Consider the following 21635-nt stretch of genomic DNA (forward strand, 5'->3'; position numbering starts at 1 on the left):
TTCGACACTTTAGTTACAAAGTGCGGTTCTTTTTTTATTGTTTTGTTGCGGTATCTTCAGCTAATTTGCCATTGGCTTTCGCTTCTTTTACCCATTGAGGTACAACAGTTTCTAAGAATTCTTTTTTCGCTTTACGTTCTTTCTCGATATCAATACCCATTACTTTCCATGCTTTATCAGCTGTAGAAATATCTGGTACTTCAACCGGAGTTTTCACGCCATGTTTAGTTAAGATTGCTGCAAGTTTAGCACGCGCATCCGCTGCTTTATCTAAACCAGAACCTAATACGCGAAGCATTACATCAGGTGCGTGCATGTGACCACCGTGGCTTGCTGCAGAGTAGTCCCAACGCCATTGTGCGTGACGGATATCCATTAAAGCAGGTTCCATTTCTTCTTTAGTTGCACCTGCATCCCATGCCGCTTTCGCTTCAAAGTGAGCACGAACAACTTGATCTTCCAAACGACCCATTACATCTTTCACTTCTTTTTTACGTGAAGCGACGATGTCTTTAAGTTTTTCTTTGCTTTGATCGTGACAGTTTGCACAAGTGCTATCAAATGCATCGAATGGGTTTTGGATTTGGTGGTCAGTGTAAACTTTACCGTCTTTACCTTGTACTTTAGGCATGTGACAGTCGATACAAGTTACGCCGTTTTTACCGTGCATACCTAAAGACCAAATTTCAAAGTCAGGGTGTTGCGCTTTTAACATTGGTGCTTTAGAAAGAGAGTGAGTCCAGTCACTGAAACCGATATCATCGTAGTATTTTTCGATGTCATCAACAGTTTGGCCGTTGTTCCAAGGGAAGGTTACTTGTTTTAAGTCGCCTGCGAAGTAGTATTCAACGTGGCAGTTTGCACAGATTTCAGCGCGTTTTTCAGTGCGAGCTGCTGTGTTAAAGCTTAAATTCGGTTGCTCTTTACCTTCAGCTTTCGCTTTTGCTTGAAGTGCAGTGTTTAAGTGATCCAATGCACGAAGAACGTGTGGACGAGCAATACGTAATGCAGGTTTGCCTTCTGCAAAGTCTTTTGAAGTGGTGTCGTGACAGTCAGCACAACCGATTGAGTTTACAATTTCTGCGCCACCTTTAGCCCATTTAGCACCAAAGTAACCATCTTCACCCCATTCCGCGATTAAACGTGGAACGTCTGGCCCTTTACAAGTCCAACACGCCATTGGTTGTGGGCCATCAGTTGCTGTTTTTGGTGCCCCAGTACGTAAAATATCACGTACGTCTTTTACCGCATAAACATGGCCACGAGGTGCGTTATATTCTTTCGCAAAGGCATAACCGCCCCATAACACGATTAAACGTGGATCTTGTTCATCTGCATAGATGATTTTGTCGCCTTTTTCAGTCGCTTTCCACGAATTGAATTGGCTAGGATATTTCTCAGCGAATTTTTCATTCACTGCTTCGATTTTTAAGTTAGGATTTGGTGCTTCCACAGGTTGTTCAACAGGCTTATATACCATTTCAGCCATCGCTGAATTATATACACCTAAAGCTGCGAAAGAAGTCGCCAAAACGAGGCTTTTTCTCAATGCGTTCACGATAATCACTCCATTAGGAAAGAATAAAAAAACAATTTAAAATGCGAACAATTCCTATTAAGCTTTTGAATTCACTCATAAAAATGGCTCAACGCAAGCATAAGATACCAAAAAGTAGTAGTTTTTATACGGTTTTTTTTCAAAAATTTGAGGTTGATCAACATTTCCAAATAAAATACCTCTAAAGGGGTATTTTATTTGGTGTGGGGAGAATTTTTTGTTTAATTATTACCTAACGATGTCTTGCTCTTAAGTTTAATTACCTTATAATACGAACGTTTATTTTTTGTTGAAAATTTATACATGTATTCAATTTCCTTCTTTAACTTTATATTGGTGATTTTTTATGAACAAAGTTTTTAAAATTATTTGGAATAATGTGACTCAATCTTTTGTAGTAGTTTCTGAACTCGCAAGAAATAGAGGAAAGCTCAGCTCAGAAATGAAAAAGTCAAACGTGGTAAACCTTTTTAAATTATCTATTTTTACCATGTGTATGATGGGGGGCGCTTCCCAAGTACAAGCTAAATTTGCTCAGGGAGGCATTCCTGATTCAAATGTTAGCGCTACCTCTATTGCTATAGCTGACGCTAATTCTACAGCAACTGCTGCTAACTCAATTACCATGGGCAATTCAGCTAAAAACCCTTATCAAGCGGGTATTGTGCTTGGGAACTGGGCTGGCGCAAAAGGTTCTACTTCCGGTGGTTATAATGTGATTATTGGAGGAAATGCTCAGGTTGGCACTAAAGCTCAAGCCGTGAATCAATCAATTGCAATTGGTGCTGGTGGTGGTGAGGACAATGCAAATCTCATTAATGGTGCTTGGGCAAAAGGTGACCAATCTATTGCAATAGGGGGAAATACTCGTTCAGATGGTAACTCTTCAATTGCAATTGGTGGAGATGATCTTGATCGTGCGGGTAGTAAAAATTATACGGGAGCAGATAAATTTATTGATTATGATAAGAATGGAAATAAAACTGGTGAATATGCTTTAACAAATAAGGCTCTCCGTGATATTTATAATAAGATGACGGGTGATACCATGAAAAATGCGGTGTATGCTAACACCGTATCTGGAGACGCCTCAGTTGCAATTGGTGCTCAAGCTGTAGCTGATGCTGATTTATCTACTGCTTTAGGAACTAAATCAAAAGCTAGCGCATTTGGTTCAGTAGCGCTTGGCGTAGGAGCTAAAGCGAATAAGCTCAATTCCGTTGCTATCGGTACGGCCTCTGTCACTGACGAAGTAGGAAGAGCCTATGCGACTCGTACTATTTTAGGTGAAACTTATACCTGGGCTGGTGGATCAACCGTTGATGCCGGTGATGTCGTTTCTTTTGGTGCAAAAGGCTATGAGCGTCAGTTAATTAACGTTGCGCCAGGTGACATATCTTCAAATTCTACTGATGCAATTAATGGTTCTCAATTGTATGGAGTTCTCAGTTCATTAGAAAAAATTCGTTATTTTTCTGTGAAGTCTAGTGTAGCACAAAACCGCAATAATGATGGGGCGAGTGCAACAGATGCGATTGCAATTGGACCTAATGCAAGTTCAACAGCTGATCGTGGCATTGCTGTGGGTTTAAATTCACAAGCCAGCCAACCTAATGCTATTTCATTAGGGTGGAATGCTAAAACCTCAGCAGTAAACTCAATAGCTTTAGGTACTAATGCTAATTCTTCGGGGATAAACGCATTAGCTTTTGGTACTAACGCGATTGGTAGCAGAGACAATACTATTGCGATGGGTGGTGCAAGTAGTGCTAGTGGTGATTCCTCTATGGCATTTGGTTTAAGTTCAAATGCATCAGGCGGACATTCTATTGCAATAGGGGAACAGTCTAATGCTGCTGTAGAACATTCTGTTGCTTTAGGTTCTCATTCTCAAGCAGGAGCAAATGCATTTGATGCAACATCTTCAACTGCGACATTTAAAGATGCTGCCGGTGCGGATACAACGATTAGATTTGCGGCAAACTCATCTACGTTAAAGGGAGCTTTTTCTGTTGGTAAGACTGGAGAAGAGCGCCAAATCCATAATGTAGCAGCAGGGCGTCTTTCACCTACGTCAACGGATGCTGTAAACGGTTCTCAACTTTACACGGTACTAAACAACAGTGGTTTTAATGTATTAGAAAATAATGCTTCTAAAGCGAGAATTAACAATAATAATGTAGTTAATTTTAAAAATGGCGCACAAACAACCGCAGTTGTAACGAAAACAGCAAATGGAACTGATGTGACGTTTAATGTAAATACTACGACGATTTCTTCTGATGCACAAAGTAATGCGTCTACTCCAAATAGAAATGCGATTGCAAATGCTGGTGATGTTGTAGATGCAATTAATAGTGTACGTAATAAACCAATTACATTTACTGGTAATACTGGAAGTACTACGAAAAAATTAGGTGATTCACTCGCTATCAAAGGTGATGGTGCAGATATCACGAGTGCTGCAGATACAAATAATATTGTATTTAGATTAAATAAATCTAATAGTGTGGCTGCTGGCGATAATAAAGTTGTTACGGGTGATGCAGTAAATACAGCAATTAATGCGATTAACTTAAATACTGCAGGCAATTCTGGTACTGGCTCAGTGAATCTAGCTACCCAAAGTTTAAATATTACTGGTACAAATGGTTTGCAAACAGAAGCTAAAGCAAATGGCATTGAAGTAAAAATTGATACTGCAACGAAAAATAAAATTGATAATGCCGCAAATCAAAGCCTAGATAATATTAACCCTGATGGCAAAAATGTGATTAAAGGCTTAGTTGATATTGAAAATGGCAAAAATACGACCGCAAGTAGCCGAGATGTGAATGGCGTCAAAACCTTCAAAGTGGATGTGAATACAACCACGATTTCTGCTGGTAACGATGGACAAGTTAATACACCAGCTAACGGGGATGCTCCAGTGACTGCAACTTCTGTTGCAGATGCAATCAACAATACTTATTGGAATGTTGTTGCAAATGACAATACTAAAGAAGCAGTCAAGGCTGGCAATACTGTTAAATTTATTGATGGTAAAAATATATCTATTTCTCAAAATGGTAAGGAATTTACTATTGCAACCAGTAATAATGTAAGTTTTGACCATGTTGGTGTTGGTCCTATTTCAATCGATAAAGATGCAGGGGTTAATGCAGGTGATAAGAAAATCACCAATGTAGCAAATGGAACAGCTCCAAGTGATGCAGTCAATGTTTCTCAGTTAAATGCAGCTAAAACAGAAGTTAAGGCGGGTAAAAATACAAGTGTTACGCCAGAAAAAGGTGCAAATGGGCAAACTATTTATAAAGTAGATAGTGTAGATACCTCTGCAAATGTAACGACAACCGATGCGTTAACTGTAGAAAATAAAGGTGCCCAAAATGTTGGGGATGCTTCTGTAACTAACTATCATCTTGATTTATCTCAAAAAACAAAAGATGAGATTAAACAAGGTGTAGATGCAAATACAACGGTTACAACAAAAGGTTTAACATTCACTGGTGATAGCAGCAAATCAAATGTGAAAAAATTGGGCGATGAAGTTGAAATTACAGGTGATGATAATATTACGACTGAAGCGAAACCTAATGGTGTTCAAGTTAAGTTAAACAAAGTGCTTAACGTTACTAGCGTCAAAGCAGGCGATACGACTATCAATAACGATGGTTTAACTGTTAATGGTGGTCCAAGTGTAACTAAATCAGGCATTAATGCAGGCAACAAAAAAATCACTGGTGTTGAAGCAGGTACCGCTGATAAAGATGCAGTGAATGTTTCGCAATTGAATGATGTGAAAAAGGTGGCTACTAAAGGCTGGAATTTAACTGCTAATGGTTCCAATAGTAGTAATGTTGCACCAGGTGAAACAGTTGATTTGAATAACACCGATGGCAATATTCAAATTACCAAAAATGCAACAGACGATAATGTAACATTTAATTTAAATAAAACAATTAATGTGACCAATGTTAATGCTGCAGGTAATGTGACAGCTGGTGATACTGTTTTAAATACAGATGGTTTGACTATTACTGGTGGTCCAAGTGTAACTAAATCAGGTGTTAATGCTGGTAATAAGAAAATTAGCAATGTCGCAGATGGTGAAGTTAATGCCAATAGCAAAGATGCAGTAAACGGTAGTCAGCTATACTCATTGGGCGATACTATCAATAAGAAAATTGATGGTATGGGCTTTAATTTAACCACTAATGGTACGGAAACACCGGCGCTATCTGATGCTGATAAACGCATTGTAAGTAATGAAACATTTGCAATAAACCAAGGTAAAAATATCAAGGTAACTCAAATAGCAAATGGTTATGAAATTGCTACAGCGGATAACATGACACTAGGAGAAAAAGCTGAGAATGGTCAACCGGGTAGTGATGGTTCATTAGCGGTTAAAGGTAAAGATGGTTCTGCAGTATCAATTAACGGAAAGGATGGTTCAATTGGTTTATCGGGTAAAGATGGTGCAAACGCACTAACTCTTAAGACGGTTGAGGGTCCGGCAGGTGTTGATGGAGAGGATGCAGATAAGAAACCGCGTTTAGATGTAAATGGTGAAAGTGTTGCTACTTTAAATGATGGCTTGAAGTTTACAGGAAATAATGAAAGTACAGTAAACAAACATAAGCTAAACACTCTAGTGAAAATCAAGGGTGAAGGTGTAAGTGAAGCTGAGTCAAACACATTTAAATCTGCAACAGGTAATATCAATGTTAAAGCAGACGGTGCAAGTACATTAGAAGTTCAGTTAGCGAAGGACTTGAAGGGTTTAAATAGTGCTGAATTTAAAGATGCTACAGGTGATGTAACCAAAATCACTCCGGCAGGTGTGACAGTTAATAAAGCGGATAACTTGAACCAGGATGGTTCAGCTAAAGATCCAAAGAAAACTGTATCAATATCTAATACTGGTGTGAATGCAGGTAGTAACAAAGTTACTAATGTCGCAGATGGTGAAGTTAATGCCAATAGCAAAGATGCAGTAAACGGTAGTCAGCTATACTCATTGGGTGATACTATCAATAAGAAAATTGATGGTATGGGCTTTAATTTAACCACTAATGGTACGGAAACACCGGCGCTATCTGATGCTGATAAACGCATTGTAAGTAATGAAACATTTGCAATAAACCAAGGTAAAAATATCAAGGTAACTCAAATAGCAAATGGTTATGAAATTGCTACAGCGGATAACATGACACTAGGAGAAAAAGCTGAGAATGGTCAACCGGGTAGTGATGGTTCATTAGCGGTTAAAGGTAAAGATGGTTCTGCAGTATCAATTAACGGAAAGGATGGTTCAATTGGTTTATCGGGTAAAGATGGTGCAAACGCACTAACTCTTAAGACGGTTGAGGGTCCGGCAGGTGTTGATGGAGAGGATGCAGATAAGAAACCGCGTTTAGATGTAAATGGTGAAAGTGTTGCTACTTTAAATGATGGCTTGAAGTTTACAGGAAATAATGAAAGTACAGTAAACAAACATAAGCTAAACACTCTAGTGAAAATCAAGGGTGAAGGTGTAAGTGAAGCTGAGTCAAACACATTTAAATCTGCAACAGGTAATATCAATGTTAAAGCAGACGGTGCAAGTACATTAGAAGTTCAGTTAGCGAAGGACTTGAAGGGTTTAAATAGTGCTGAATTTAAAGATGCTACAGGTGATGTAACCAAAATCACTCCGGCAGGTGTGACAGTTAATAAAGCGGATAACTTGAACCAGGATGGTTCAGCTAAAGATCCAAAGAAAACTGTATCAATATCTAATACTGGTGTGAATGCAGGTAGTAACAAAGTTACTAATGTCGCAGATGGTGAAGTTAATGCCAATAGCAAAGATGCAGTAAACGGTAGTCAGCTATACTCATTGGGCGATACTATCAATAAGAAAATTGATGGTATGGGCTTTAATTTAACCACTAATGGTACGGAAACACCGGCGCTATCTGATGCTGATAAACGCATTGTAAGTAATGAAACATTTGCAATAAACCAAGGTAAAAATATCAAGGTAACTCAAATAGCAAATGGTTATGAAATTGCTACAGCGGATAACATGACACTAGGAGAAAAAGCTGAGAATGGTCAACCGGGTAGTGATGGTTCATTAGCGGTTAAAGGTAAAGATGGTTCTGCAGTATCAATTAACGGAAAGGATGGTTCAATTGGTTTATCGGGTAAAGATGGTGCAAACGCACTAACTCTTAAGACGGTTGAGGGTCCGGCAGGTGTTGATGGAGAGGATGCAGATAAGAAACCGCGTTTAGATGTAAATGGTGAAAGTGTTGCTACTTTAAATGATGGCTTGAAGTTTACAGGAAATAATGAAAGTACAGTAAACAAACATAAGCTAAACACTCTAGTGAAAATCAAGGGTGAAGGTGTAAGTGAAGCTGAGTCAAACACATTTAAATCTGCAACAGGTAATATCAATGTTAAAGCAGACGGTGCAAGTACATTAGAAGTTCAGTTAGCGAAGGACTTGAAGGGTTTAAATAGTGCTGAATTTAAAGATGCTACAGGTGATGTAACCAAAATCACTCCGGCAGGTGTGACAGTTAATAAAGCGGATAACTTGAACCAGGATGGTTCAGCTAAAGATCCAAAGAAAACTGTATCAATATCTAATACTGGTGTGAATGCAGGTAGTAACAAAGTTACTAATGTCGCAGATGGTGAAGTTAATGCCAATAGCAAAGATGCAGTAAATGGTAGTCAACTTTATAATGCCGTTGCGACCACTAATTTAACGCCTAATGCTACAGGAAAAATTGATGTTCCAGTAGAGGGAGCAAAATTAGTGAATGCAACAACTGTCGCGAATGCAATTAATAATTCTGGTTGGAATGTTACTGTGAATAAAGATGGCGGCGAAGCTGAGGGTGAACAAGTTCAAAAAGTAAGCCCAGGTAATACTGTGACTTATATCGCAGGACAAAATATCAAAATTAAGCAAGCTGGTATGAATTTTACCATTTCAACCACAAAAGATTTGAAAGCTGAAAATGTCACCGCGAAAACAGTTAATACCACCACTATCAACCTTGGCGAAGGTGATAACTCAACGCCAATTACAGTAGTAAGTGGTAAAGATGCAGCACCAAATCTTGAGGGTAAAACACCAAATCGTATGAACTTTGGTGGTGAAACTATCGCAACATTAAGCGATGGCTTAAAATTTGGCGCAAACGTAGGCGATGTTTACGGTGCGAAATTAAATAGCCAAATCAATGTGAAAGGCGCAGATAGCAATACAAACTGGAGTGAGTTTGATGGTGGCGATAATGTGATGACAAACATTGATAAGAGTGGTAATGTTCGTGTAGCTATTAAGAAAAACCTTAAAGTGGAAAGCGTAACAGCGAATAAATTCACCGCGGGTGATACTGTGATTGATAGCAATGGTGTAACCATTAAAAACGGTCCAAGCATGACTAAAAATGGTATTGATGCAGGTAATAAACAAATTACCAATGTTGCACCAGGACGTATTGCGGCAGACAGTACTGATGCGGTAAACGGTAGCCAATTACACGAAGTAAAAGCTGACGTGAATAACAAGATCAATCACTTAAATGGTCAAGTGAACAAGTTAGGTAAACGTGTAAATGCAGGTACAGCAAGCGCGTTAGCGGCGTCTCAATTACCACAAGCGTACATTCCTGGTAAGAGCATGGTTTCTGTGGCAGCGGGTAATTACCAAGGTCAAAATGCTGTGGCATTAGGTATGTCACGTATTTCAGATAATGGTAAGATCATTATTCGTTTAGCAGGTACGAGCGATACTCAAGGTAAAGTGGGTGTAGCAGTTGGTGCAGGTTACCACTGGTAATTCATCGTAAATAAACAAAAGGCATGGGAAACTATGCCTTTTTTATTGCCAAAAGTGCGGTCGATTTTCGATCTATTTTTCGTATAATAGAAAGAACTTAATTCGGAGAAGAATATGATTATCGGACCTTATATCAATGCATTAGCAATTATTAGTGGGGCAGTCATTGGCTCGATGCTCGGTGGACGCATTCCAGAACGTTTGCGCACTAATCTCACTTTAATCTTTGGCTTGTGTTCTATGGGGATGGGCATTGTGATGGTAGCGAAAACCACTAATATGCCAGTAATGATTTTATCGGTGTTATTAGGGACGATAATTGGAGAATTACTTTTATTAGAGCATGGGATCAATAAGCTCGCCTCATCAGCTAAAGGTCTTCTGGAAAAGATGTTCCCTGATACACCAAGTAGCATGCATAGCCAAGAAGAGTTCTTATCTAAATTTGTTGCGATTGTGATTTTGTTTTCATTTAGTGGAACAGGTATTTTTGGGGCGATGAATGAAGGGATGACAGGTGATTTTGATATCCTTATTGTAAAATCCTTTCTCGATTTCTTCACCGCGATGATCTTTGCTACATCACTCGGTATTTCTGTAGCGAGTATTTTTGTGCCACAAACATTGGTTCAAGTGATTTTAGCTTATTCTGCGGTGTTTATTATTCCTTTCGTGACACCTGAAATGCGGGCTGATTTTGCGGCAGTAGGCGGTATGCTAATGATAGCGGCAGGTTTTCGCATTTGTAATATCCAAATGTTCCATGTGGCGAATATGCTACCGGCTCTTTTTCTCGCCATGCCGATTTCTCATTTCTGGAGTACCTTTTTCTAAAAAAAACTAGGTGTGTATCACGCCTATTTCTTTTTCTGACAATGAGGGCAATAAAAGCTATTGCGTTGCCCAATAATCATGCTTTCAATTTTAGTGCCACATTTGGGACAAGGTTTATCTTTGTTTCCGTAAACTAATAATTCTTGTGCAAAATAACCAGGGCGACCATCAGGTTGTAAGAAATCTTTTAATGTTGTCCCACCTTGCGTAATGGCTTTTGCTAAGACGTCTTTAATTGTTTTAACGAGCAATGCACATTGTTTTCGTGTGAGGTTTTCGGCTAATTTCATGGGGTGTAAACCACATAAAAAAAGCGTTTCATTGGCATAAATATTTCCTACGCCCACAACGACAGCATTATCCATTAAAAAGGTTTTAAGTGCGGTCGATTTTTTGCGTGATTTTTTAAAAAGGTATTCGGCATTAAATTCATCCGAAAGCGGTTCAGGACCAAGTTTTAGGAAAAGATGAAAGTCATCTAAGCTTTCAGTCCATAACCACGCACCGAAGCGTCTAGGGTCGTTATAACGCAGTAATTTGCCATTATTCATCACAATATCAAGGTGATCGTGTTTATCAATAGGACTATCGTGTGGCACAATTCGAACAGAGCCGGACATCCCTAAATGACCAATGATGTAACCTTTTTCTGTGTGAATAATTAAATATTTTGCACGACGAGAGGTATCCAAAATTTTGACGTTTTTGAGCGTGGTTAATTCAGGAGAGACAACCCAACGTAATTGTGGTTGGCGAACTACAATTTTTTCAATGGTAAAACCTTTTAAATAGGGGCTTACACCACGTAGGGCTGTTTCGACTTCAGGAAGTTCAGGCATAGATAATCTCGGTAATGAATTTGTGGTATAAAAAAACCCGAACAATGTCGGGCTTTTGTCAAATCAGCAAAATTATTTGATTTTTGCTTCTTTATAGATAACGTGTTTACGCACTACTGGATCAAATTTTTTGATTTCCATTTTTTCAGGCATATTACGTTTGTTTTTATCAGTTGTGTAGAAGTGACCAGTCTCTGCTGTAGAAACTAAACGGATTTTCTCACGAGCGCCTTTAGCTGCCATGTTTTAGCTCCTTAGATTTTTTCGCCACGAGCACGGATTTCAGCTAACACTGCATCAATGCCTTTTTTATCAATAATACGCATACCTTTCGCAGTTAAACGTAAGGTCACGAAACGGTTTTCACTTTCAACCCAGAAACGGTGAGTGTGAAGGTTTGGAAGAAAACGACGACGTGTCGCATTCAACGCGTGTGAGCGGTTGTTACCCACAGCTGGACGCTTGCCTGTTACTTGACAAACTCTAGACATAATAATCTCCAATAATTTAAATATAAGCTCGAGCTTATGGTTCGGATAATGAAGCTTAAAACTAAGCTTGCTTCCTCGTCAGGTCGCAGTATCCGACCCACTTACTATATTAAAGGTCGCAAATTATACTGACTTTATTTTAATTTCTCAAGTCCAAAAGCGATTTTTCCGTCTTTAAATGGAAATGAACGATAAAAAAATCATCAAATTCCCTAACACTATAGCAAATTATGTTCTGCAAAAGAATAACAAGTGCCTTTGCCGACAATAAAATGGTCCAAAATGCGGATATCCATTAACTCAGCAGCTTCAATAATTTTTTGTGTGATCATTTTGTCGGAATAGCTCGGTTCAGCCAGACCAGAAGGGTGGTTGTGAGCCAAAATTAAAGCGGCCGCATTACAGGAAAGGCTTTCTTTAATAATTTCTCGTGGATAAACATTCGTCACATTAATTGTGCCTAAAAATAACCGCTCTTTTTTTATCAAACGATGTTGATTATCTAAAAATAACACCATAAAAATTTCACGTTCTTCGTGGTGAAGTTCTGCTTGAAGATAAAGTTTTACCGTGGATGTGTCGCTAAATACGTGCTCTATCAGCAATTCTTGTTTCAGATAACGCTTTGTCATTTCTGTGGTGGCTTGCAGTTGAATAAACTGCGTAATGCCTAATCCTTTTACTTTACAAAAGGCTTCTTTATCTGCACTTAATAAGGCTCGAAGGGAGCCAAAATGTTGCAGCACGCTATGTGATAATTCCATGACAGGGCAGCCTTTAATCCCTGTACGTAAGAAAATAGCGAGTAATTCGTGATCTTCTAGGGCTTCAACGCCATATTTCAACAGTTTTTCACGAGGCATTAAAGGAGTGTTTGTTTGCATATTAATTAATGAAAAGAAAAAGTGCGGTCAATTTTCATGATGTTTTTAAGCATTGCGAATTGTCTGTTTTATTTTTGGAACGGCGATCACAAAAATAAAATTTTTTATTGGTGAAATTTGAAGTAAAATAGGTAACCTTAAGTTGTTAAGTACTAACACACAAAAACATATCCATTCTATTAAGTCGTAGCGGAGTAGCAAATGAGCTTGAGCGGAAAGCGTATTGTTGTCGGGATTACAGGGGGCATTGCCGCCTATAAAACCATTGAGTTTATTCGTTTGTTACGCAAATCTAACGCAGAAGTTCGAGTGGCTTTAACGCCTTCCGCCGTTGAATTTGTCACGCCTTTAACGCTGCAAGCCATTTCTGGCAATGCGGTTTCTCAATCTTTACTTGATCCTCAAGCGGAATTAGCTATGGGGCATATTGAGCTCGCAAAATGGGCCGATGCGATAGTGATTGCACCAGCCAGTGCCGATTTTATTGCGCGTTTAACCGTTGGAATGGCAAATGATTTACTTAGCACGATTTGTCTTGCGACAAGTGCGCCTATTTTGCTCGCACCAGCAATGAATCAACAGATGTACCGCCAGGCAATTACACAACAAAATTTGACCGCTCTTTCTGCGCGAGGCATTCATTTTGTTGGGCCAAATAGTGGCTTTCAGGCTTGCGGTGATGTGGGTGCAGGGAGAATGTCTGAACCCGCTGAAATTTTTGAATCGCTTCAATCACTTTTTGCTGTTCAGCAGGATTTAGCTGATTTAAGTGTCACTATTACTGCAGGTCCAACGCGTGAAGCTATCGATCCTGTTCGTTATATTTCTAACCACAGCTCAGGCAAAATGGGTTTTGCAATTGCTGAGGCCTTTGCCAAACGTGGGGCTAATGTTACTTTAATTGCTGGTCCAGTTAATCTTGCTACACCGAAAAATGTTCATCGTATTGATGTGACAACTGCCGATGAAATGTGGCAAGCCTCTCTCGAAAGTGCGGTCAAAAATCGTATCTTTATTGGCTGTGCCGCGGTGGCAGATTATCGGGTTGCGGAAGTTGCTGATCAAAAAATTAAGAAAACCAATGATAACGATGAGCTTTCTCTTAAATTGGTGAAAAATCCAGACATTATCGCAAGCGTGGCAAATTTAGAAAAAGATCGTCCATTTGTGGTGGGCTTTGCGGCTGAAACGCAAAATGTCGCTAAATATGCGAAGAGCAAACTTCAACGCAAAAATTTAGATATGATTTGTGCTAATGATGTATCAGGTGGGCAAGTATTCGGACAAGATCAAAATGCCTTGCAGATCTTTTGGAGAACGGGAGAAAAAGCCTTGCCATTAGCCGATAAAAATAAATTGGCAGAAGTGTTAGTCACTGAAATTGTTGAGCATTATCACAAATAAAATACGTTCAACATTCGTTGGATTTTATGACCGCACTTTTGTATGACAGATTTCTTTTAAAGGATAAATAAGCATGAAAAAAATTGATGTCAAAGTTTTAGATAGCCGTATTGGCAACGAATTTCCTTTACCAACCTATGCAACTGAAGGTTCAGCAGGTTTGGATTTACGTGCATTGCTTGAAGAGGGCATTGAAATTCAACCAGGCGAAACTAAACTTATCCCAACAGGCCTTTCAATTTATATTGCCGATCCAAATCTTGCAGCGGTGATTCTGCCTCGCTCTGGTTTAGGTCATAAACACGGTATCGTATTAGGTAACTTAGTGGGCTTAATTGATTCAGATTACCAAGGTCCATTAATGGTATCGGTATGGAATCGTGGTCATGAACCATTCAAAATCGAAGTTGGTGATCGTATTGCACAATTAGTCTTTGTGCCAGTAGTACAAGCTGAATTCAATATTGTCAGCGAATTTACTGAAACTGAGCGTGGTGAAGGCGGTTTTGGTCATTCAGGTAAAAAATAGACTATGGTAGAACAATTATCTCTTGTAGAAGTTGATGAGATTGCGGCGGAAATCAAACCGCCAAAAATCGAAAAACGTACGGTAAAAGAACGCCGCCAACAAGTGTTGACGGTGCTTACCCATATGCTGCATTCTGAACGCGGAATGGAGCGTATGACAACGGCGCGTTTAGCAGAAGAAGTGGGTGTGTCAGAAGCTGCACTTTATCGTTACTTCCCAAGTAAAACCAAAATGTTTGAAGCGTTGATCGATAATATCGAAACGAATTTATTTAGTCGTATTACCACATCGATTCGCAATGAAACCAATACGATGAATCGTGTACGTGACATTATGCAGATGATCCTCGACTTTGCGCGTAAAAACCCTGGTTTGACGCGTATTTTGACCGGACATGCATTGATGTTTGAAGAGCCGCTTTTACAGGCTCGTGTTGCCCAATTCTTCGATCGTCTTGAAATGCAATTTGTGAATATTTTACAAATGCGAAAATTACGTGAAGGACGTGGTTTTAACGTGGATGAACGTATCATTGCGGGGCACTTGGTAACCCTTTGTGAAGGGCAGTTTATGCGTTATGTCCGCACAAACTTCCGTTTAGGTGCAAATCAAAGTTTTGAACAGCAATGGCGTTTTCTTGAACCGCTTTTTGCTTAATTGACTTTAGTTGATAAATATATGATTATTCCGTGGCAGGAACTTCCAACAGAAACTTTAGAAAATATTGTGGAAAGTGTGGTACTTAGGGAAGGCACCGATTATGGTTCGCACGAATTTTCCTTAGAACAAAAAAAACAACACCTACTAAACAAGATTCACAATGGAAGTGCAGTGATTGTTTGGTCAGAATTACATGAATCCATTGATATAAAAGATAAAATGGAATTTCTAAAATGAATCAATAGGAGCTTATATGTCAGAAGATGTAGAATTACTAGAAGAACAAAAGCCGCAGGACGATGATCAGCAGCGCGATCCTGCTCTGGATTGGTTCCTTACTCACTGTCATTTACATAAATATCCAGCAAAATCGACCTTAATTCATGCGGGTGAAGATGCCAATATTTTATATTTCTTAATTAAAGGAACCGTGATGGTTTCATCGAAAGATGATGAAGGCAAAGAGATGATTTTATCTTATTTAGGTGCCGGACAATTTTTTGGTGAAGCGGGTTTATTTGATGAAGGCTCGAAACGTTCTGCTTGGGTGAAAACGAAAACGCCTTGTGAAATTGCGGAAATTTCCTATAAAAAATATCGTCAGCTGATTCAAATTAATCCTGAAATTTTAATGTTCCTTACTGCTCAGTTATCAAAACGCTTGCAAAATACATCGCGACAAGTGACTAACTTGGCCTTTTTAGATGTGGCAGGACGTATTGCTCAGGCGCTTATGCATTTAGCAAAACAACCTGAAGCGATGACGCATCCTGATGGTATGCAGATTAAAATTACACGTCAGGAAATCGGTCAAATGGTAGGGTGCTCGCGTGAAACCGTAGGGCGAATCATTAAGATGCTGGAAGATCAAAATTTAATCCATGCGCACGGCAAAACCATTGTGGTTTACGGCACTCGATAGCAAAAATAACCGTCTCTAATCAGACGGTTATTTTGTTTTTGTTACATTGATGTGATAGTTGAAATGTCTTTGTTAATTTTTATACGAAAAGCGAAAAAATACTTCTTTTAGTGCAATATCTTAATTGACAAAATTGCGGAAGACTTCTATCATAATACTGCCTTTCAACGTGGTTTGTTTGGAAGTCAGGATTGGTCTCCTGAATATATAAGTGGCTTTTAAAAGATTCTTAATCTTTTAATTTTATATCGCAGACTGGAACCCCAGAGATGCTTTAAATCTATGGTGGGCTAGGTAGAAATCCCGCAGGGATGCGATGCAGTAAGCCACTTGCTGTTAAGACCAATTCTGCTTAGTTCCACCACCCTTCAAAACAATCTTCAATTTTCAAACTTTCATTTAACTCACTTCGAACGAAAAATTCTCAGCTAAAGTGCGGCCACTTTTTGCTTTTTTTTTGGCAAAAAAATACCGACCCATTTCGGAGTCGGTATTTCATTTGGTGTGTTATTTCACTTTTTGTTTCATGGCTTCTGCCACAAGTTCAGCTTCAGGGCCGAGAACCACTTGTAAGCCATCGTTACCGATTTTCACGATACCTTTTGCACCAAGAGACTTAAGCTGTTCTTCATTAATTTTGTGTTGATCGACTAAGCTTAAACGTAAGCGAGTGATACAAGCATCAATATTTTTGAAGTTATCAACACCACCTAAAGCATCAATAAATTTGACCGCTCTTTCTTCGCGAGATTGGCTCGCAGCTGGTTGTGCTGCAGTGGTTTCTTCCGTTTCTTCAGTGCGACCTAATGTTTTTAAGTTGAACGCTTTAATTGCGAAACGGAATACTGCATAGTAAATCACGAAGAATACTAAGCCTTGTACGATGAGCATATACCATTCAATGGCTAATGGGTTGCGTGATGAAAGTACCATATCCACGAGACCCGCACTGAAACCGAAGCCGGCGATCCAATGCATTGTTGCCGCGATAAAGACAGAAATACCGGTTAATACCGCGTGGATGAAGTAAAGCACTGGTGCAACAAACATGAAAGAGAATTCTAATGGTTCAGTGATACCCGTAAAGAATGAGGCAAATGCGCCAGCAAGCATAATTGATGCAACTTTTGTTTTTTGGCTAGGTTTCGCACTGAGATAAATTGCTAGTGCTGCACCTGGTAAACCGAACATCATGACAGGGAAGAAACCTGCTTGATACATACCGGTTACACCAACCGTTGCAGTGCCTTCAGCAAGTGATTTTGCACCACCTAAGAAGTTTGGAATATCATTGATGCCTGCTACGTCAAACCAGAATACTGAGTTCAATGCATGGTGTAAGCCAACAGGAATGAGTAAACGGTTGAAGAAACCGTAAAGACCAGCACCAACAGCGCCTAAGTCTTTAATGCTTTCACCGAATGATACTAAACCGCCGAAAATATATGGCCAGATGTAAAGCAATACGAAGCTGATGAACATCATGACAAAAGAAACGACGATTGGCACAAGGCGTTTTCCGCTAAAGAAGGAGAGTGCTTTTGGCAATTCCACTTGATAGAAGCGATTATAAAGTTCAGCCGAAATCACCCCGATCAAAATCCCAATAAATTGGTTATTGATTTTTCCGAAGGCCGCTGGCACTTCACTTACATCGATATGTTGTAGCTGAGCAACACTGCCTGGTGAAAGTAGAGTGGTTACCACATAGTAACCCACTAAACCTGAAAGTGCAGCGGAACCATGTTTGTCCTTAGATAAACCGAAAGCAACGCCAACGGCAAAAAGTAGGCCCATGTTATCGATGATAGCACCGCCTGATTTAATTAAAAATGCAGCAAGTTGACTATTCTCCCCCCAGCCATCAGGGTCAAGCCAGTAACCGATACCCATCAGTACAGCAGCTGCTGGTAAGACAGCGACAGGTACCATCAAGGCCTGCCCAATTTTTTGCGCATAACCTAGTACATTCATTTTTTTCTCCTATTTATAAGTAATGAAGTATTACTTCATATTTTAAAGTAAAAAAAAATATTTTGTATAGATGTTGTCACTTTATCTTAAATTTGAGAAGCCGATCACAAATTTTGAAATTAAACTTCAAAAAATATTTTTTTATGGCGTGTGTTTTACTATAATGACGAAAGAGCCAAAAGGACACCAAGTGTTACTGTCTAATATAGGAGTTTATATGTCGAAATTATCACATAATGAAGTCTTAGATAAAATCAAATTTGGTCTGATTGCTTCTTGTCAGCCTGTTGATGACGGCCCGATGGATAAACCAGAAATTGTGGCGGCGATGGCACAGGCTTCTGTTATTGGTGGCGCAGCGGGATTGCGCATTGAGGGCGTAGAAAATCTCAAAGCAACACGCCCTACCGTGAATGTACCGATTATTGGTATTGTGAAACGAGATTTACCTGACAGCCCAGTGCGAATTACCCCATTTTTGCATGATATTGAAGATTTAGCGAAAGCCGGTGCAGATATTATTGCCGTGGATGGGACAAATCGTCCTAGACCGGTAGATATTGAAAGTGCGGTCAAAAAAATCCACGAATTAGGTTGTTTAGCCATGGCGGATTGTTCGAATTTAGAAGAAGGCTTGTACTGTCAAAAACTGGGTTTTGATATTGTGGGCAGTACTATGTCTGGCTACACCGGTGGCACTGTGCCGGAGGAGCCTGATTATCAATTAGTTAAAGATTTGAAAGCAGCAGGTTGTCGTGTCATGGCGGAAGGACGTTATAACACCCCTGAGTTGGCGAAAACTGCCATTGAAATTGGTGCTTATTGCGTGACGGTTGGTTCTGCATTAACGCGTTTAGAGCATATTGTAAGCTGGTTTGCTAAAGCCATTCATTCAGCAAAAAAATAAAGGAAGAAGACATGTCATTAACAGTGGATAGTGGTCAGACATTACAGCGTTGTTTGGCATTAGATATTGGTGGCACAAAAATCGCTTCTGCTATAGTAAAAAATGGTGAGATTCAACAGCGAAAACAGATTTCCACGCCACAAGATGATGCCGCACAAGTGATGCATCAAACCCTTGCTCAGTTGTTAAAAGAATATGAAGGACAGTTTGATTATGTCGCCGTTGCTTCAACAGGCATTATTAACCAAGGCATTCTGACTGCACTTAACCCTAAAAATTTGGGTGGATTAGCTCAATTCCCATTAAAAGACAGTATTGCACAGCATACCGATAAACCGATTGGTTTACTTAATGACGTGCAAGCTGCAGCCTATGCTGAGTATCAATTACAAAACCCTAATGATGTTCAAAACTTTACCTTTATTACAGTTTCAACAGGCGTAGGGGGCGGTTTAATTCTAAATCATCGTTTACTTACTGAGCCAAACGGTATTGCAGGGCATATTGGTCATACTTTGGCTGATCCTAATGGCCCTGTTTGTGGCTGTGGTCGCCGCGGCTGTGTTGAAGCCATTGCATCAGGTCGCGCCATTGAAGCTGCCTCTTCTCAATGGGATGATCCTTGTGATCCAAAAGAAGTCTTTGTGCGTTTCCGTCAAAATGATGAAAAAGCGACCGCACTTGTGACTCGTTCAGCACAAGCCATTGCGAACTTAATTGCAGATTTGAAGATTGGATTAGATATGCAGAAAGTCGTAGTTGGCGGTAGCGTAGGGTTGGCAGAAGGGTATTTACCGTTGGTTCAATCCTTATTAAGTGAGCTTCCTGCTGTTTATCATTGTGAATTAGAAAGTGCTAAATTCGGGCAAGATGCAGGCTTGATTGGTGCTGCATACTGGGTAAAAGATTGCTTATTACAAGCAAAAAATACGGGAGTGGTTTATGGCTAAAAATGGCAATATTTTAAATACCATCAGCTCGTTATATCGCAGTTTAACGAAAACTGAAAAGAAAATTGCGGATGCGATTTTATTGAATCCTGATCTTGCGGTGCAATGTCCTCTAGCTGAAATTGCGGCTCATTTAGAAGTCGGGGAAGCGACCTTTGTGCGTTTTTGCCGCACTCTCGGCTTTAAAGGATTTAGTGATTTTAAATTGGAATTATCCATCGAGCTTGCGACTAAAGATGGCAAAGATAACACCGTATTAGATTCAGATATTACCGATTCTGACAACTCATTGAATATTGCGCATAAGTTGAAATCTGCCATCAATAACGTGATGGATGAAACCATTAATTTATTAGATTTTAAGCAGTTGGAAGAGACTGTAAAAGCTATTCAGCAAGCAAATCGTGTCTTTTTATTTGGTGTGGGTACATCCGGTATTACTGCGGAAGATGCAAAAAATAAACTCATGCGTATCGGTGTGCAAGTGGATGCGACAGGTAACAACCATTTTATGTATATGCAGGCATCTTTATTGACGAAAAAAGATGTGGCAATTGGTTTGAGTCATTCTGGTTATTCTCAAGAAACCACTCATACCATGAAAATCGCCAAAGAAAATGGCGCCAAAACTATTGCAATTACACACAGTTTGCGTTCACCCATTACAGAATATGCCGATCTTGTTTTAGTGAATGGGAATAAACAAGGCAAGCTACAAGGCGACTCTATTGGCACGAAGATTGCCCAATTATTCGTATTAGATTTGATTTACGCTTTATTGGTACAGGCATCACAGGAAAGTGCGGTCAAAATAAAGCAAAAAACATTAAATGTCATTTTAGAACAACGTATCAAATAGGAGAGAAAAATGCGTAACTTAAAAGGTATTTTTAGTGCGTTATTAGTATCATTCAATGAAGATGGCTCTATCAATGAAAAAGGCTTACGCGAGATTATTCGCTATAACATTGATAAGATGAAAATTGATGGTTTATATGTAGGCGGCTCAACAGGTGAAAACTTTATGCTTTCTACGGAAGAGAAAAAACAAATTTTCCGTATCGCGAAAGATGAAGCAAAAGACCAAGTAGCGCTAATCGCACAAGTAGGTAGCGTGAACTTACATGAAGCAGTGGAATTAGGTAAATATGCAACCGAATTAGGCTATGACAGCCTTTCTGCGGTAACACCTTTCTACTATAAATTCAGCTTCCCTGAAATCAAACATTACTACGACACCATTATTGCAGAAACAGGCAATAACATGATCGTGTACTCAATTCCGTTCTTAACTGGCGTGAATATGGGCATTGAGCAATTCGGCGAACTTTATAAAAACCCGAAAGTGCTTGGTGTGAAATTTACCGCTGGGGATTTCTATCTATTAGAACGCTTGAAAAAAGCTTATCCAAATCATCTCATTTGGGCTGGTTTTGATGAAATGATGGTACCTGCAGTATCTTTAGGTGTGGATGGTGCAATTGGTAGTACATTCAACGTTAATGGTGTACGCGCAAGACAAATCTTTGAATTAACCAAACAAGGTAAGTTGGCTGATGCGCTTCAAGTTCAACATGTGACCAATGATCTTATCGAAGGCATTTTAGCGAATGGCTTATATCTCACTATCAAAGAGTTATTGAAACTAGATGGCGTGGATGCAGGTTATTGCCGTGAGCCAATGACAGCGAAAGCAACGCCAGAGCAATTAGCGAAAGCGAAAGAGTTAAAAGCAAAATATTTATAAATTAATGGAAAAGTGACCGCACTTACTTCTTTCCTCTCTCTATCGGAGAGGAAAGAATGTCGGTGTGGTACTGATAAGGAAGGTTAT

Annotated in this window: 17 protein-coding genes; 11 read left to right on the top strand and 6 right to left on the bottom strand. The window is 39.5% G+C overall.

What is annotated here, in order from left to right; all coding sequences use genetic code 11:
* Window positions 1–34: 34 nt before the first annotated feature.
* The gene (gene nrfA, locus RDV53_RS06700) at window positions 35–1558 is read right to left on the bottom strand and encodes an ammonia-forming nitrite reductase cytochrome c552 subunit (protein WP_172461365.1); all 1524 of its coding nucleotides are present in this window, start codon (window positions 1556–1558) and stop codon (window positions 35–37) included.
* Between the two features lie 346 nt (window positions 1559–1904).
* On the opposite strand from nrfA, the gene RDV53_RS06705 reads away from it, so the two are divergent.
* Together RDV53_RS06705 and RDV53_RS06710 are read left to right on the top strand one after the other, a co-directional pair.
* Entirely contained in the window at window positions 1905–9407 is a 7503-nt protein-coding gene (locus tag RDV53_RS06705) for a YadA-like family protein (protein WP_115353565.1), read from the top strand.
* A 114-nt stretch (window positions 9408–9521) separates the two neighbouring features.
* Window positions 9522–10241, top strand: coding sequence for a DUF554 domain-containing protein (locus RDV53_RS06710; protein ID WP_005695547.1), 720 nt, complete (start codon window positions 9522–9524; stop codon window positions 10239–10241).
* Between the two features lie 23 nt (window positions 10242–10264).
* On the opposite strand, the gene mutM is transcribed toward RDV53_RS06710, so the two are convergent.
* From mutM to radC, 4 genes are all read right to left on the bottom strand, one after another.
* Entirely contained in the window at window positions 10265–11080 is an 816-nt protein-coding gene (mutM, locus tag RDV53_RS06715; protein ID WP_005695549.1) for a DNA-formamidopyrimidine glycosylase, read from the bottom strand.
* Between the two features lie 72 nt (window positions 11081–11152).
* Window positions 11153–11323, bottom strand: a complete 171-nt coding sequence (gene rpmG, locus RDV53_RS06720) for a 50S ribosomal protein L33 (RefSeq protein ID WP_005613503.1) — start codon at window positions 11321–11323, stop codon at window positions 11153–11155.
* 11 nt (window positions 11324–11334) lie between these two features.
* A complete protein-coding gene (rpmB, locus tag RDV53_RS06725; protein ID WP_005599762.1) occupies window positions 11335–11571 on the bottom strand; it encodes a 50S ribosomal protein L28 in 237 nt (78 codons plus the stop codon).
* 218 nt (window positions 11572–11789) lie between these two features.
* Complete coding sequence (gene radC / locus RDV53_RS06730) at window positions 11790–12455, bottom strand: RadC family protein (RefSeq protein WP_005695550.1); 666 nt, start codon at window positions 12453–12455, stop codon at window positions 11790–11792.
* Window positions 12456–12656: 201 nt separating this feature from the next.
* On the opposite strand from radC, the gene coaBC reads away from it, so the two are divergent.
* The 5 genes from coaBC to crp all read left to right on the top strand — a co-directional run bounded on the left by coaBC (window position 12657) and on the right by crp (window position 15970).
* A complete protein-coding gene (gene coaBC, locus RDV53_RS06735; RefSeq protein ID WP_005695551.1) occupies window positions 12657–13859 on the top strand; it encodes a bifunctional phosphopantothenoylcysteine decarboxylase/phosphopantothenate--cysteine ligase CoaBC in 1203 nt (400 codons plus the stop codon).
* 73 nt (window positions 13860–13932) lie between these two features.
* On the top strand, window positions 13933–14388 hold the full coding sequence (gene dut / locus RDV53_RS06740) for a dUTP diphosphatase (protein WP_005695552.1): 456 nt from the start codon (window positions 13933–13935) through the stop codon (window positions 14386–14388).
* A 3-nt stretch (window positions 14389–14391) separates the two neighbouring features.
* Window positions 14392–15045 (top strand): nucleoid occlusion factor SlmA, encoded by a 654-nt coding sequence (slmA, locus tag RDV53_RS06745; RefSeq protein WP_005695553.1) that lies wholly within the window; start codon window positions 14392–14394, stop codon window positions 15043–15045.
* 21 nt (window positions 15046–15066) lie between these two features.
* Window positions 15067–15285 (top strand): YheU family protein, encoded by a 219-nt coding sequence (locus RDV53_RS06750; RefSeq protein ID WP_005695554.1) that lies wholly within the window; start codon window positions 15067–15069, stop codon window positions 15283–15285.
* 16 nt (window positions 15286–15301) lie between these two features.
* A complete protein-coding gene (gene crp / locus RDV53_RS06755; protein WP_005695555.1) occupies window positions 15302–15970 on the top strand; it encodes a cAMP-activated global transcriptional regulator CRP in 669 nt (222 codons plus the stop codon).
* Window positions 15971–16477: 507 nt separating this feature from the next.
* Here crp and nagE read toward each other — a convergent pair.
* Window positions 16478–17944 (bottom strand): N-acetylglucosamine-specific PTS transporter subunit IIBC, encoded by a 1467-nt coding sequence (gene nagE / locus RDV53_RS06760; protein WP_005695556.1) that lies wholly within the window; start codon window positions 17942–17944, stop codon window positions 16478–16480.
* A gap of 217 nt (window positions 17945–18161) precedes the next feature.
* Between nagE and RDV53_RS06765 the strand changes: the two genes are divergently transcribed.
* The 4 genes from RDV53_RS06765 to nanA are packed head-to-tail and all read left to right on the top strand — an operon-like array spanning window position 18162 to window position 21548.
* Window positions 18162–18851 (top strand): N-acetylmannosamine-6-phosphate 2-epimerase, encoded by a 690-nt coding sequence (locus RDV53_RS06765; protein WP_005698367.1) that lies wholly within the window; start codon window positions 18162–18164, stop codon window positions 18849–18851.
* An 11-nt stretch (window positions 18852–18862) separates the two neighbouring features.
* Window positions 18863–19801, top strand: a complete 939-nt coding sequence (locus RDV53_RS06770; RefSeq protein ID WP_005695558.1) for an N-acetylmannosamine kinase — start codon at window positions 18863–18865, stop codon at window positions 19799–19801.
* Complete coding sequence (locus RDV53_RS06775; protein ID WP_005695559.1) at window positions 19794–20660, top strand: MurR/RpiR family transcriptional regulator; 867 nt, start codon at window positions 19794–19796, stop codon at window positions 20658–20660. Before RDV53_RS06770 ends, RDV53_RS06775 begins: the two co-directional genes overlap by 8 nt.
* Window positions 20661–20669: 9 nt before the next feature.
* Window positions 20670–21548 carry an N-acetylneuraminate lyase gene (gene nanA, locus RDV53_RS06780; RefSeq protein WP_005695560.1) on the top strand — a complete coding sequence of 293 codons (879 nt, stop codon included), beginning with the start codon at window positions 20670–20672 and terminating at the stop codon, window positions 21546–21548.
* Window positions 21549–21635 lie beyond the last annotated feature (87 nt).

Origin of the sequence: Haemophilus parainfluenzae ATCC 33392, from assembly GCF_031191205.1 — a bacterium.
Lineage (GTDB): Bacteria > Pseudomonadota > Gammaproteobacteria > Enterobacterales > Pasteurellaceae > Haemophilus_D > Haemophilus_D parainfluenzae.